Consider the following 13,925-nt stretch of genomic DNA (forward strand, 5'->3'; position numbering starts at 1 on the left):
ACTATTATCTTACTAATGATGCATGATTCGTTTGTACATAAAGGAAAAAGAAAGATTCTGGTCGAATATTTAAGACATAAGATAGGAATCTCGGATGAAAATGTACTTTCGGCTATGAGTAACGTTCCGAGACATCTTTTTATCGAAAGTATTTTTGAGGATTTTGCTTATGAAGACCGCGCTTTTCCGATTTTGTCACATCAGACCATTTCCCATCCCTCAACGGTAGCGGAACAATCCGAACTGCTGCAGGTAAAACCGGGCGAAAAAGTTCTGGAAATCGGAACCGGATGCGGGTATCAGACTGCTGTTCTGATCGCTATGAAAGCCTTGGTCTATACCGTGGAAAGGCAGAAAGATCTTTTTGATTTCTCAAAGAAAAAATTCCGTGAGCTTCATCTGAATCCAAAATTTCAGAGTTTTGGGGATGGTTTTGCCGGGCTTCCTACTTTTGCACCTTTTGATAAGATTATTGTTACCTGTGGAGCTTCGGTTTTGCCCACAGAATTATTAAAACAACTGAATGTAGGCGGAAAAATGGTTATTCCGTTAGGCCCTACCGATGAACAGATCCTGTACAGATTTACAAAAACTGCTCCTACACAATTCGAAAAAGAAGAATTCGGAGCTTATAAATTTGTTCCGATGTTGGGAGATACGAATCATTAACGGAATTTTTATAACTACAAAAGACACAAAGGTTTTAATTTCAATTAAACACTTTAGAGCACTTTAGTTTTAAAAGTTTACCATCTTGATTAGTAAGACTATATCATTAGAAAATCAAAGGTTTTCATAAAACTTAAGTGTGCTTCATATGCGCAAAGTATTTAACTTTAAAATAACTAAAGTGTTTAAAAGACTTTTGTGGTTAAAAAGAAACTTCGGTTTTTTAATAAACTTTAAGACTGCTTCGGAACAGTAATTGGATTCAATTTGTAACCTAATCACTTAAATTTTTATTATTATGGATACGAATAGATTTAAATCTTCACACGATTTCAGTAATATTCAGAAAAACCTACATAATAATCCCGGATATCACGCAGAGAGCTATTCCCAGCAGGTAAAGGATTATATGAATGATATGAAAATTAAGAACCAGGAAGCAACCAAGCAGGGATTTATAGCTCATGCACAGAAATCGGCAAAGGATGTTTGGGAAGAGATTCAGGAAATGGCTTCTCAGGCCTGGGACAAAAGCCAGAACCAATCAGATGAAGACCAATAATTTTTAATATTAAAGTTAAAGAACCTCACTTTTTAACAGGAGTGAGGTTTTTTATTTGAAAATTCTAAGCACAATAAATACAAAATAAAAAATGAAAGTATTTGTAAACAAAAGAATTCCAGAAGTGGGGATCAATATCTTGAAAGAAGCCGGACTGGACGTTTTTATTCCGGAACATGAAAACCTTTCCCATGAAGAATGGTTGATCTACTGCCAGAACCACGATGCCATTTTAAGTGTGGGTGGGGAATTTAAATACGACAAAGATTTTTTTGATCAGTGTCCCAACATAAAAATGATTGCTTTATACTCCGTAGGTTTTGATCATGTGGATATTAAAGAAGCAAACCGCAGGAATATTCCTGTAGGAAATACACCGGATGTCCTCAGTAAAGCCACGTCTGATATCGCTTTTCTGCTGATGCAGTCTGTGGCAAGACGAGCGAGCTATAATTTTCAGAAAGTGAAAGATGGCAACTGGGGAGATTTTGACCCGTTGCATGCTTTGGGGCAGGAATTATACGGGAAAACTTTAGGAATTATGGGGTTGGGAAGAATAGGTTTTGAAATGGCTGAAAAGTCGCATAAAGCTTTTGATATGAAGATCATTTACCACAACCGGAACCGTAATGAAGAAGCAGAAAAAAAACTGAATGCCACTTATGTTTCTTTCGAAGAACTTCTTGAACAGTCGGATGTACTGAGTGTCCACGCCAATTTTACCCCTGAGCAGAAGGATTTCTTTAACAGACCTGTATTTGAAAAAATGAAATCCAATGCCATTTTCATCAATACAGCCAGAGGTGGTTTCCAAAATGAAAAAGATCTGTATGAAGCATTGATTTCAAAACAAATCTGGGGAGCAGGTCTGGATGTGACCAATCCTGAACCCATGTCCAAGGAAAGTCCGCTTTTGGAACTTTCCAATGTCTGTGTACTGCCACACATAGGTTCAGCAACCATAGAAGCAAGAACCGGAATGGCAAAGATGGCCGCTGAAAATATGGTCGCCTTCTCCAAGGGTGAAAAAATTCCTTATTGTGCCAATCCTGAAGTATATTCTAAGAATTCCTGACAGCTTGGACTTATTTTTGATTTGTATACATAAATCCTAAATACAAAATATTATGATACCAGAGAACAATACCAATGAACAGAACAGAAAGTTAGAGGAAATGGATTACAATCCGAATGAGGATATATTTAATCAGGAACCGCATATCCCGCTCGACGGTGACGGAAATCCAATCCTGAATGAAGAAGATGATGATAAAATAGACAAAGGACTTGACATTCCGGGAATCGAAGATGATGACGATATGGAAGAAATAGGATCTGAGGATGAAGAAAATAATTACTGGAGCCGAAGCGATAACGAAGATGACCATGAGGAAGAAAATGATGATGTGTTAACTTAGTTTGTGCTTTGTACAATAAACTGACCTTACTGATTTTCAGTGAGGTTTTGTTATTTTTGGAAGCCACTTGTTTTCCCGGGAATATATTCCCCTCCCTTTGGAGGGGAAACCTTTCTCCAAATTATAAACAAAGGTCGCAGCTTATATTTTATGTCTTTACAAATCATCTGTAAGCATTTTGCCTTATTAGCCATTTTATCATTTCGCCCTTTTCGCCTTTTATTTGCCTATATTTTCTAATTTGAATATCTTTAAAACTTCAAACATTGATTCTAAACATTGAACTTTAAATAGCAATATGACATTTCAAGAACAGATACAACAGGGGATTCCTGATCAGCTGCCTCAGCCTAAACCATACGAGACCAATATCAACCATGCACCGAAGCGTAAAGTGATTTTAGGGGAAGAAGAGAAAAAGCTTGCTCTGAAAAATGCCCTGCGTTATTTCGAGCCTAAGTTTCATGCAGAATTGCTGCCTGAATTCAAAGAAGAACTGGAAAAATACGGCAGGATTTATATGTACCGTTTCCGTCCTGATTATGAGATGAAGGCAAGGGCAATTGAGGAATATCCCGGAAAATCTGAGCAGGCAAAAGCCATTATGCTGATGATCCAGAATAACCTTGATTATGCGGTGGCTCAGCATCCTCATGAGCTGATTACTTACGGAGGAAACGGAGCTGTATTTTCCAACTGGGCTCAGTATCTTTTAACGATGAAATATCTGTCGGAAATGACGGATGAGCAGACTTTAACTATGTACTCAGGGCATCCGATGGGACTTTTCCCTTCGCATAAAGATGCACCGAGAGTGGTAGTCACCAACGGAATGATGATCCCAAACTATTCCAAGCCGGATGACTGGGAGAAATTCAATGCTCTGGGCGTTACGCAGTACGGGCAGATGACGGCAGGAAGCTATATGTATATTGGTCCGCAGGGAATTGTTCACGGAACAACCATCACCGTTCTGAATGCTTTCAGAAAGATTAAAAAAGAACCGAAAGGAGGACTTTTTGTAACCTCAGGATTGGGAGGAATGAGTGGAGCACAGCCTAAAGCAGGAAATATTGCCGGTTGTATCACAGTATGCGCCGAAGTAAATCCGAAAATCACCAGGATCCGCCACGATCAGAAATGGGTAAACGAAATCCATGAAAATCTGGATGCTTTGGTAGAAAGGGTACAGAAAGCTCAGGAAAATAAGGAAACAGTTTCACTGGCCTACCTTGGAAATATTGTTGAGGTTTGGGAGAAATTTGATGAGAAAAATTTGAAAATCGACATAGGATCAGACCAGACATCGCTTCATAATCCTTGGGCAGGCGGATATTATCCGGCTGGACAGAGCTTTGAGGAATCAAACAGGATGATGGCTGAAGAACCTGAACTGTTTAAAGAAAAAGTTCAGGAAACTTTAAGAAGACATGCCACAGCTATTAATAAGCATACCCAGAAAGGAACGTATTTCTTTGATTATGGAAATGCCTTTTTACTGGAAGCTTCAAGAGCAGGAGCGGATGTAATGGCAGAAAATCCTAGTCTTGGAAGAGAATTCAAATATCCGAGCTACGTTCAGGATATTATGGGACCTATGTGCTTTGACTACGGTTTCGGGCCGTTCCGTTGGGTATGTACCAGCGGAAAGGCAGAAGATCTGCAGAAAACAGATGATATTGCATGTGCTGTTTTGGAAGAAATGGTAAAAAATTCTCCCGAAGAAATCCAGCAGCAGATGAAAGACAATATCCAGTGGATCAAAGGGGCGCAGGAAAACAAGCTGGTAGTCGGTTCCCAGGCGAGAATCCTGTATGCAGATGCAGAGGGAAGAATGAAGATCGCCGAAGCTTTCAACAATGCTATTAAGAACGGGGAAATCGGACCTGTGGTTCTGGGAAGAGATCATCATGATGTTTCCGGTACAGATTCGCCTTACAGGGAGACTTCCAACATCTATGACGGTTCAAGGTTTACCGCAGATATGGCCATCCACAATGTGATTGGTGACAGTTTCCGTGGCGCGACTTGGGTGTCTATCCATAACGGCGGCGGAGTAGGCTGGGGCGAAGTCATTAACGGTGGTTTCGGAATGCTGTTGGACGGAAGTGCAGAAGCCGACAGAAGACTGAAATCTATGCTGTTCTGGGACGTGAACAACGGAATTTCCAGAAGAAGCTGGGCCAGAAACGAAGGCGCTGTTTTCGCTATTAAAAGAGCTATGGAAGCAGAACCTAATCTGAAAGTAACGCTGCCGAATTTTGTGGATGAGAGTTTGTTTTAAAAACTTTTTAGATATGGAAAAACCTGCCGTGAGGCAGGTTTTTCTATAAATATCTCAATTTGTATTGTTAGGTTTTACTTGATAATAAATTTTATATTATTTCTAAAACTTTCTCTTTTTCACTCCACAAAATTGGTTCACGTGAAGATTTCTCACGTAGTAGTTCTAATAAACTTTCTGAACGTGACTTTATATATCCATCACAAGAATCATTAATTATGGAAATTTTCTCTGTAACATCTTTGCTTTCAACTGATTTTTCCGATATTTCGAAATTCACAATTGATTTCCTTAATCCACTTTCAAAATATTGAGGTGTAGAACCAGTTACATATGTTAACAAATTTAGTTTACTTCCTTTAAATATAATTGCGTTAAATTTTATGTTTTTAAAATCTGTTAAATATCTATCTAATCTTACATTTTGATTATAATGTTCTTTTAAAAAACTGTTTGCTGCAATTCTGAAGCTTTCTTTTTCTCGCTCATCTTTTTCATCTTTATATTTAAGACAGTAAGCATTAATTACACCTACTAAAAAATTTGACATATCAAAAACAAGAGAAGGTATATTAGAAATATTATCCGTAGACTTATAATAGAAAATGTTTTTTTTTGCATCTTCTGTTTGTTTTACGTCGTAAGTATATATGTATGATTGTTTTATTCTTTCAGCAATTTCTTCCTGTTCCTCACTGAAAGATATTTCGTAATAGTTTTGATCTAGCCAGCCGTAGTCTGAAACAATATATTTACCGCTTTTACTTTTATATATAAATACAGAAATAAATTTAAAATTTATGGTAGAGTAACCTGTAATAATTTCTATGAAATTATTTCTAATTTTTGCACTTGTCAAATTGCAAAAAGAAGATTTTATTAGATTAATTATTTCAGTTTTTTCCATTATTCAAAATTTAGATCATCAAAATTAATCATTCCTTCGTAATCATAATTCAAAGTTGTTTCTTTTAAAATAACTTCTGGAAAATCTTTACTATTTGACTTAGAATTGGTTTCTTGACAAAATAAAGAAACTCCAAAATTTATATCATCAACTATAATTTTAGCAGTTTCTTCATTATTTAGCACATCATTTTTATAAGCAATGGAGATGCCTTCTGCATTAAAAGTATTAAAATGAGGGGTTGTAACCTTTTGATCATTCAAAGGGATGTTTTCATCATAATTTCTATGTGCAGGACCATCTGAATCGAAGCGAAAAAATGGTGTTTTACAAAATTTTTGGCTCCTAAATTTTATGCCATATTTTTTATCCAACTTTTTCTTCTCTACAATAAATTCCAAATCATCAAATTCCAATTCTATTTCGGTTTGCGAATCACCAATTGTCCAATCTTTTTTCGTTTCTTTCTCTACAAGAATAATTTGATCTTTAATTATGGTTTTTCGATATTCAAATAGCTCTTTGAATTTTATAAAATTATCTCTTATTTCAAAAATCGTTTTATTTGCCATAGTCTTAAATTATACATAACATTTGGGTTAATGTAATGTAACAGCTAATTATCAAATATAAAAAAAAATTATCAATGCTCAATTACCGTTTCCCATAATAGGGCCTCCCCAACACCTCCGAAACTCTAAAACACTAGCAAAACAAACCTCCCGACTTCTCCGCTGGTTCCAAACAATATTGTTTGTCGGTTCCGGAGATCTCCGGAAGTCCACTGCAAGTTGTGGGAAACTTATGCAGAGCTCCGAAGATTTATTTCGAGGTTGTTTGTAAGTAAACAACTTTTTATATATTTGTTTTTAATTAACCAAAACACAAACAAATGAAAATTGCACTCACGAAACTGAGTACCAAAGACCTTGCGACTTTAGCTCAGAGAATTATTGCCAATTCCCAAACCGAAAAATATCCTATTATTACCTGAATAGTCCTGGATTGGCAGAGAATATATATAATAAAAAACCCTCCAAAAAGAGGGTTTATATCATTAAGGATTAGGAATTACGGGTTTGCATCCACATAAGCAGTCTTCAAGGCCGGACAACTCATCACATACCCCTATTGCGTCACATCTGTAAATGAATCCAATTTTACATCTTGGGGTACCACTACCTCCATTTACCTGCTTTAACTGTTCTCTCGAAACCTTTTTTAAATTTTTCATAGTAATTGTTTAATTTGTTTGAATTTCAAATATAACAATATTCCCTATGTGAAGATTTATTTTTTTACTTTTTAAGTAAATCTTAACTTTTGCGCCTGATCAAAAAAACTCAGCACACTGCTGAGTTTATTTTTTGAATCATTAAGAGAATTTAAGTAATTAAGGCTGGTTAAGAAAACCTCTTTGATGTTTTGTGAAGCCTACTGCTTACGATTCTTAACACCTTAAACCTTCTTACTGATTCAAAATAGCAGAGTTTAAAGCTTTTATTTCTATAATTTCTGGTATTCTTTCAGAAAATTATACGTGGCATCTTTTAAAGATTTTTTTAGATTGTTCTTTTCGTCTCCGCCACCGCTTTTACGGATTCCCGTGGTTTGTATTTCTTTGTTGTTGCTGATGTTTTTATAGTTCACCACTGTTTTCAGGGTCGCTACAGAAAAACCGAAATGCCAGTTTATTTCTGAAATATCAGTATCGAATACCAGAGCGTCTTTATCCGTGATTTCTTCGGAATTTTCAATGAATTTTAGTTTTACATTGGTCTCATTGGCAAGCTCATTCAAAGATAACTGGAAGGTTTCTTTTACGTTGGGCTGAACCACACCGCCCAGTACAGTTCCATGCATTCCCGTAAAGTTGATCAGGGTCTGGCTTTTAGGATTCAGTTTGAAATAGATAGGTTTTTCTGCATAGAAATTTTTGTTCAAACTGTTATTCGTGTAATTGTGGGATGTTCCGCAAGCTGTTAAAGCAATTGTTGCTGCTAATAGTAAAAGAAATCTGAAAATTTTCATGGTTTGTTTTATAAAATTACTGACCAAATATATATAAAAAAGGAAGATAATTATAAACGGCGGAGACCATAATCAAAGAGTTTCCAACCTTTTTCCAAAACAAAGCATCTTTACTATAAAAGATCCCTATGAAAATTACCATACCAAAGCCATGTCATGAAAACTGGGAAACCATGACTCCTGACGAAAAAGGAAGATTTTGCTCCGTTTGTTCCAAGACAGTCCACGATTTTACCAATTCCTCAGATGAAGAGCTTATCGGCGGCCTTACTTCTGGTGATAAGATTTGTGGAAGATTCAGAGATGATCAGCTGGGGCGGAACCTGAATTTTTCAATTACCGGTAAAATTGCATTAGGCCTATTGGGCGTCAGTGGAATTTTGGCAACAGCAAATGCCCAGGAGGTTAAAAATGAAAACATGAAAAGCGTTGATAAGCTGAGAGGGCTTAATATAAATCAGCAGACAGATGATTCCATATACAGGAATAAAACCATCCGTTTGGGAGCGCCGCTTTCAAAACCGGCAGCAAAGCCTATTATCCTGTTTAATAAGAAGAGGATTTCCCAGGCTGAAATGCAGAAGCTAAACCCAGATAAAATTAAAAGGATTAATATTCTCTCAGGAGAAGGAGCCGTAAAGCTTTATGGAAAGGAAGGCGAAAACGGAGTCATTGTTATTGAAGGTAAAAATTGAGAAGTATTCATTTTAAAATATTTCCTTAAAACTCTTACAGGGTGAGTGATAAATAATAGCTGCGGCAATCGAAGATTGCCGCAGCTATTATATGAATCTAAAAAGAAAGTCTTATTTTTTCACCGCTGCAATAGCGGCTTCATAATTAGGTTCATGTGAAATATCATCCACCTGCTCTTCATAAATGATTTTTCCCGAAGGATCAATAACCACTACAGCTCTGCTTAAAAGGCCTTTCATTACAGAATCTGTGATTTCCACTCCATAGGTTTTTCCAAAATCAGAACGGAAATCTGAAAGCATCACCACATTCTTGATCCCTTCCGCACCGCAGAATCTTTTCTGGGCAAAAGGAAGATCTTTGGAAATACAAAGAACCACCGTATTCGGAATATTCCCTGCATCTTCATTGAAATGATGTACAGAAGCCGAGCAAACCCCTGTATCAACACTTGGGAAAATATTAAGAATAACATATTTTCCTTTATACGAATCCAGAGTCTGATCTTTCATCGTCACATCCGTAAGCGTAAACTTGGGTGCAGCTTTATTCACTGCAGGTAATTTGGAGTACGTGTGCACAGGCTTTCCTCCCATCAGAACAGTATTCTGGGCGAAACTGAATACTGAGAAAAGGAATAATGCGCTGAAAATTAATCTTGATACCATGAATTTTATTTTTAAACAAAATTATTCTTTTTTTAGTACTCGTTCATTAATTTTAATTCAAATACCCGTCAAATAGAGCAAATCTATCGGCAGCCTATTTTTTTTACCAATTGTAACATCTACCTTTATTCTGTAAAAGGCAATTTTACATTCAAATTATCAAAAAAATAAAATTTATGGATTCAGTAAACAAGCTGTCATTGCAGGATATCTTTAAAAGTGAAAATGAAATTCCTGAAGAATATAAAGTTCCCGAGATCCACCAGAAGGTTTACCTTCTGAACGGAGAACTGGTAGAGTGGAAGGGTGAAGTTCAGAATATCTATTCGCCCGTCTGTATTCCTACAGAAAATGGGTTGGAAAGAAAACTTCTGGGGAGTGTTCCTAATATTGGCCCAAAAGAAGCGATGGATGTCCTTGAAGCTTCTGTTAAAGCCTATGATAATGGTCTGGGAGAATGGCCTACCATGTCTGTGGAAGGAAGAATTAAATGTATGCAGAAATTTGTATACCTGATGATCGAACAGCGGGATCTGGTGATTAAATTACTCATGTGGGAGATCGGGAAAACCTTAGCGGATTCAACCAAAGAATTTGACCGTACTGTAGACTACATCAATCAAACCATTGATGCGCTGAAAGACCTGGATAGAGAATCTTCCCGTTTCCAGGAGGCGGAAGGAACCATAGCACAGATAAGAAGAGCTCCGCTAGGGGTGGTTCTGAGCATGGGACCTTTCAATTATCCTTTAAATGAGATTTTCACTACGCTGATTCCGGCTCTCATTATGGGAAATACCATTCTCTTTAAGCTCCCTAAGCATGGGGTTCTTGCTCATTATCCATTATTGAATGCATTTAAAGAAGCTTTCCCGAAAGGAACGGTCAATACCCTTTACGGAAAAGGTTCGGAAATCATTACCCCGATCATGGAAAGCGGAAAAGTAAACGTTCTGGCCTTTATCGGGTCCAGTAAAGTAGCTAACGGACTAAAGAAGCTGCACCCTAAAGTAAATCGCCTCCGCGCCATTCTCAGCCTTGATGCTAAAAATGCAGCTATTGTTACTAAAAATGCCGATCTGAATGTCGCAGTAAGCGAATGTATCCTGGGAGCATTGTCATTCAACGGGCAACGGTGCACGGCACTGAAGCTTATATTTGTGCAAAAAGAAATAGCCGAAGAATTTACCCGGAAATTAAGTGCCGCTGTTTCTGCACTGAAGCCAGGCCTTCCGTGGGAAAAAGACGTAAAAGTGACTCCGCTGCCGGAAGTTAATAAGCCGCCTTACCTTAAAGAATGTATAGAAGATGCGTTGGCAAAAGGTGCGAAAGTTTTAAATGAAAACGGCGGCTTTACTGAGGAATCTTTTGTTTTTCCTGCAGTGGTTTATCCTGTCAGCAGCGATATGAAGTTGTATCATGAAGAACAGTTCGGGCCGGTGATTCCTGTGGTGCCATTTGAAGATATTGAGGAGCCTATAGATTATCAGGTAAATGCCTCTCATGGAATGCAGGTGAGCATTTTCAGTGAAGATCCGCAGGAAGTTTCCAGATTAATTGATCCTTTTGTGAATCTCGTAAGCCGTGTCAACATCAATTGCCAGGCACAGCGTGGGCCGGATGTTTTCCCATTCACAGGAAGAAAAGACAGTGCAGAGGGAACGCTTTCTGTTTTTGATGCGCTCCGCTCATTTTCAATCAGGTCTCTGGTAGCTGCAAAACTGACAGATTCCAATAAAAAATTATTAAATACAATTGTAAGAGAACATGATTCTAACTTTTTAAGCACTGATTACATTTTTTAGACAGTTTTTAATTCTATTTAAATAAAATAATAATCCTCAAGAAATTCTTTATTTTTTGAGGATTTTATATGAGTAGTAAAGTTGATTGAGTAAACTTTGAGTCAGAAATATAATTGTATTAAAAATCTGTAACATTTCTTTGCATTTCAAACTAACTCTATAGAGCCCGGAATCATGAACTCATTAGAGCAGGAATTTTTAAATAAAATTGAAAAACATAAAGGAATCATTTTTAAGATTTCCAAAATGTATATGTCCGAAAAAGATGACCGCGACGATCTTTTCCAGGAAATAACCTACCAAATCTGGAAGGGATATCCGCATTTCAGAGGGCAAAGTGAATTTTCTACGTGGCTGTACAGAATTGCACTTAATACAGCTATTATTTTTCTGAAAACAGAGAAAAAAAGAAGTTTTATTTCTAATGAAGATTTCTCCGGATATAAAATCATTCAGGATGATTATGACGATGAAAAGGAAGAGAAATTAATCCAGATGTATGAAGCAATCCGAAAGCTAAACTCCATCGATAAGGCATTCATTTTTTATTATCTGGAAGATTTTTCGGGAAAAGAAATTGCAGAACAGATGGGTATTTCTGAAGGCAATGCAAGAGTAAGAATGAACCGCGCTAAAAATAAGCTGAAGGATGTTTTAAACTCAAATAAATCATAATTTTTAAATCAATACCAATGAATATAGATGAATTAAAAAATATATGGAATGAAGATACTTCGGAAGACACCCCGAAAATAAGTATTGAACAAAGAAATAAGATTAATCTGCCGCTGGAAAAAGTCCGCAAAAATATGCGTATGGAATTTTGGTTTATGATCGGGGTCTTTATTTTTTCATTTATAGTATGTGCTTTCTGCAGGCCGTTTAAACTCCAGTTTTACATTACAGTTCTTATAGCCTCAATGCTTCTTGTCACCATCTTCTTTTTCAGTAAATTTTTCAGGCTTTATAAGGATATCAGCGATCCGATGCTCAAAACCTATGATTCTTTAAAAGATATGGTTATGCAGTTCAATCTCAATAAGCAGTACTATTTGTCCTATTATCTGAGCTTTGTTCCTTTTATTGTCTGCGAAATGATCATTGTTATAGAATTTATACCGTGGCCTAAACCAATGAGTGAGATGAAAATCGCCGTGATCCTGATAAGCTCTGTTACAGTAGGGCTGTTCGTACTCTTTATCAGTGGGAAATTCTGGTTTTACCGTTATTATGGAAGATACATCGTACATATAGAAGATCTTTTAAAGGAATTAAAAGAATCAAAATAGTTTCGGCGGGCTGAAAGCCCGCCGAAACCTTATAAATTATTTATTTTTTCTGTCTTCTGCAATCTTATTTTTCACCCAGTCCAGCTGCGGATCTTTTTTGTTCATAATATCCTGCATACTTTCCGTGACAGTAACATCTGGAACAACTCCTCTTTTTGTATTTAAAAAATCGATGTTGGGCTGTACCAGCAGGAGCCCGATAGGAAGGTTGATTTTCGAATTAGGAAGCTTCTGATAAGAATAAAATCCGGCTACAGTTCCGTCATTGGCACCACCTGTTTCTTCGCCAACCAGGACCGCCCGTTTATCATATTTCAGCTTTGCTGTAATAATCGACGACGCAGAAAAGCTTCCGCCGTTAATCAGGACAAAAACTTTTCCCTGAAAAGCATCCTTATTAGGTTTTGTAGGCTTAGCTGCTTTCATTTTGTAATACACTTTTCCATCCTTTTTATAAGTGCTGAAAGTCTGTGCAAAAACATAAGTGGGATAGGCAAGACTTTTAAAAGCATACTGGAAAGGAGAGCTTTTCCTGAAATAGTTGGTTTTAAGCGGGGTAATCCTTGAGGTAAGCTGTGATGGCTTGATCAGGACATACGGTTCCGGTGCGAGGTATGAATACAGGTTATTGATCTCGTGAAGGGATCCACCGTAATTATTGCGGACATCTATGATTAAATATTTAGATCCTGCATTTTTTATTTTTGCAAATGTTTCCCTGTAAAACTTATCTGAATAATCACTTGAAAAACTTTTTATCTTTATGTAAGCTGTTGTGCTGTCTTTATCCAGAAATTTAAAATTCCGGTTATAAGAATCAGTGAAGGCTACATAATCATTGACTTTCTTTTCCGGACTTCGCTTTTCCTGTTCCTTATCTTTTTCCAGATCAATTTTGGATTTAGATTCCCGGTAGAGGATATATACTTGTTTTTTGCCGTTGTAAAGGGTTTCTAAATAGGCTTTATCTGCAAAACCGTTTTCTGCCGTATAAAAATTGAAAAAAACATCCTTTAAAAAATAAGGCTGAAAAGTGTCATTATATCCGTCACTGCTAATCAGGGAACGGTATTTCTTTATATATTCGGATACAGGAATATGGTTGATTGATAAAATTTCAGTTCCCGGCTTTATATGGGCTATAGAATCTTTATTTTGAACAATAAACAGACGATTGTCTTTTATATAATATTCGAAACGGCTGAACATTCCCTTTTTATGTTCAAGAGATTTAATTTCCTTTTTAGAAAACTTTTTTCTGGGAATTCTCAATGCCAGATGGCCTTCACGAATATCTGCAATTACAGGCTGGAGTTTAAAATAAAACTGAAGCGAAGTTAGAGGCTGGTTGATCGTTTGTTTAAGACTGTCAAATTTATGGTCAAGATCCTTTTTGGAAATATACCAGTAAAGCTGGGGATGCATCTTTTGGAGCTTTAAGTAGGCATAGTCTATGTCTTCCTTAAGCTCTTCAGGGCTTATGCATGCTGTGTTCTGCTCATTATGCCTTCTGATAGATGTACATGAAGAGAGTGCTGCAGCCAGCAGTATGATCGAATAATTTTTCAACGTACTTTGAATTTTTTTTTCAATCGG

General features: G+C 36.8%; 15 protein-coding genes. 9 read left to right on the top strand and 6 right to left on the bottom strand.

From position 1 onward, the window contains the following. Positions 1-18: 18 nt before the first annotated feature. The 5 genes from LC418_RS11225 (at position 19) to LC418_RS11245 (ending at position 4,933) form a co-directional block, all read left to right on the top strand. Positions 19-669 (top strand): protein-L-isoaspartate(D-aspartate) O-methyltransferase, encoded by a 651-nt coding sequence (locus tag LC418_RS11225; RefSeq protein WP_111954821.1) that lies wholly within the window; start codon positions 19-21, stop codon positions 667-669. A 298-nt stretch (positions 670-967) separates the two neighbouring features. Next, positions 968-1,231 carry a prevent-host-death protein gene (locus LC418_RS11230; RefSeq protein WP_111954823.1) on the top strand — a complete coding sequence of 88 codons (264 nt, stop codon included), beginning with the start codon at positions 968-970 and terminating at the stop codon, positions 1,229-1,231. A 91-nt stretch (positions 1,232-1,322) separates the two neighbouring features. Further along, the gene (locus LC418_RS11235) at positions 1,323-2,306 is read left to right on the top strand and encodes a 2-hydroxyacid dehydrogenase (RefSeq protein ID WP_223559186.1); all 984 of its coding nucleotides are present in this window, start codon (positions 1,323-1,325) and stop codon (positions 2,304-2,306) included. 52 nt (positions 2,307-2,358) lie between these two features. After that, positions 2,359-2,649 carry a hypothetical protein gene (locus LC418_RS11240; RefSeq protein WP_111954827.1) on the top strand — a complete coding sequence of 97 codons (291 nt, stop codon included), beginning with the start codon at positions 2,359-2,361 and terminating at the stop codon, positions 2,647-2,649. Between the two features lie 298 nt (positions 2,650-2,947). Continuing rightward, positions 2,948-4,933 (top strand): urocanate hydratase, encoded by a 1,986-nt coding sequence (locus tag LC418_RS11245; RefSeq protein ID WP_223559187.1) that lies wholly within the window; start codon positions 2,948-2,950, stop codon positions 4,931-4,933. A gap of 91 nt (positions 4,934-5,024) precedes the next feature. Here the strand turns inward: LC418_RS11245 and LC418_RS11250 are convergent, their stop codons facing one another. The 4 genes from LC418_RS11250 to LC418_RS11265 form a co-directional block, all read right to left on the bottom strand. Continuing rightward, positions 5,025-5,840 carry a hypothetical protein gene (locus tag LC418_RS11250; protein WP_223559188.1) on the bottom strand — a complete coding sequence of 272 codons (816 nt, stop codon included), beginning with the start codon at positions 5,838-5,840 and terminating at the stop codon, positions 5,025-5,027. Beyond that, a complete protein-coding gene (locus tag LC418_RS11255) occupies positions 5,840-6,412 on the bottom strand; it encodes a hypothetical protein (RefSeq protein WP_223559189.1) in 573 nt (190 codons plus the stop codon). The genes LC418_RS11250 and LC418_RS11255 overlap by 1 nt, the downstream gene beginning before the upstream one ends. A gap of 485 nt (positions 6,413-6,897) precedes the next feature. Beyond that, positions 6,898-7,074, bottom strand: a complete 177-nt coding sequence (locus LC418_RS11260; protein WP_223559190.1) for a bacteriocin-like protein — start codon at positions 7,072-7,074, stop codon at positions 6,898-6,900. A gap of 272 nt (positions 7,075-7,346) precedes the next feature. Then, positions 7,347-7,871, bottom strand: coding sequence for a hypothetical protein (locus tag LC418_RS11265; protein ID WP_223559191.1), 525 nt, complete (start codon positions 7,869-7,871; stop codon positions 7,347-7,349). A gap of 128 nt (positions 7,872-7,999) precedes the next feature. Here LC418_RS11265 and LC418_RS11270 point away from each other — a divergent pair, with 128 nt between their 5' ends. Beyond that, positions 8,000-8,566, top strand: a complete 567-nt coding sequence (locus tag LC418_RS11270; RefSeq protein WP_223559192.1) for an HMG-box domain-containing protein — start codon at positions 8,000-8,002, stop codon at positions 8,564-8,566. Positions 8,567-8,677: 111 nt separating this feature from the next. Here LC418_RS11270 and tpx read toward each other — a convergent pair whose 3' ends face one another. Then, the gene (tpx, locus tag LC418_RS11275; RefSeq protein ID WP_223559193.1) at positions 8,678-9,235 is read right to left on the bottom strand and encodes a thiol peroxidase; all 558 of its coding nucleotides are present in this window, start codon (positions 9,233-9,235) and stop codon (positions 8,678-8,680) included. A 176-nt stretch (positions 9,236-9,411) separates the two neighbouring features. On the opposite strand from tpx, the gene LC418_RS11280 reads away from it, so the two are divergent. The 3 genes from LC418_RS11280 to LC418_RS11290 all read left to right on the top strand — a co-directional run bounded on the left by LC418_RS11280 (position 9,412) and on the right by LC418_RS11290 (position 12,329). Beyond that, positions 9,412-11,040 carry an NADP-dependent glyceraldehyde-3-phosphate dehydrogenase gene (locus tag LC418_RS11280; RefSeq protein ID WP_223559194.1) on the top strand — a complete coding sequence of 543 codons (1,629 nt, stop codon included), beginning with the start codon at positions 9,412-9,414 and terminating at the stop codon, positions 11,038-11,040. 174 nt (positions 11,041-11,214) lie between these two features. Beyond that, the gene (locus tag LC418_RS11285; protein ID WP_111954929.1) at positions 11,215-11,715 is read left to right on the top strand and encodes an RNA polymerase sigma factor; all 501 of its coding nucleotides are present in this window, start codon (positions 11,215-11,217) and stop codon (positions 11,713-11,715) included. 17 nt (positions 11,716-11,732) lie between these two features. Next, complete coding sequence (locus tag LC418_RS11290; RefSeq protein WP_111954931.1) at positions 11,733-12,329, top strand: hypothetical protein; 597 nt, start codon at positions 11,733-11,735, stop codon at positions 12,327-12,329. Positions 12,330-12,365: 36 nt separating this feature from the next. On the opposite strand, the gene LC418_RS11295 is transcribed toward LC418_RS11290, so the two are convergent. Further along, entirely contained in the window at positions 12,366-13,898 is a 1,533-nt protein-coding gene (locus tag LC418_RS11295; protein WP_223559195.1) for a S41 family peptidase, read from the bottom strand. Positions 13,899-13,925 lie beyond the last annotated feature (27 nt).

Origin of the sequence: Chryseobacterium lathyri (assembly GCF_019970085.1) — a bacterium.
Classification (GTDB): domain Bacteria; phylum Bacteroidota; class Bacteroidia; order Flavobacteriales; family Weeksellaceae; genus Chryseobacterium; species Chryseobacterium lathyri.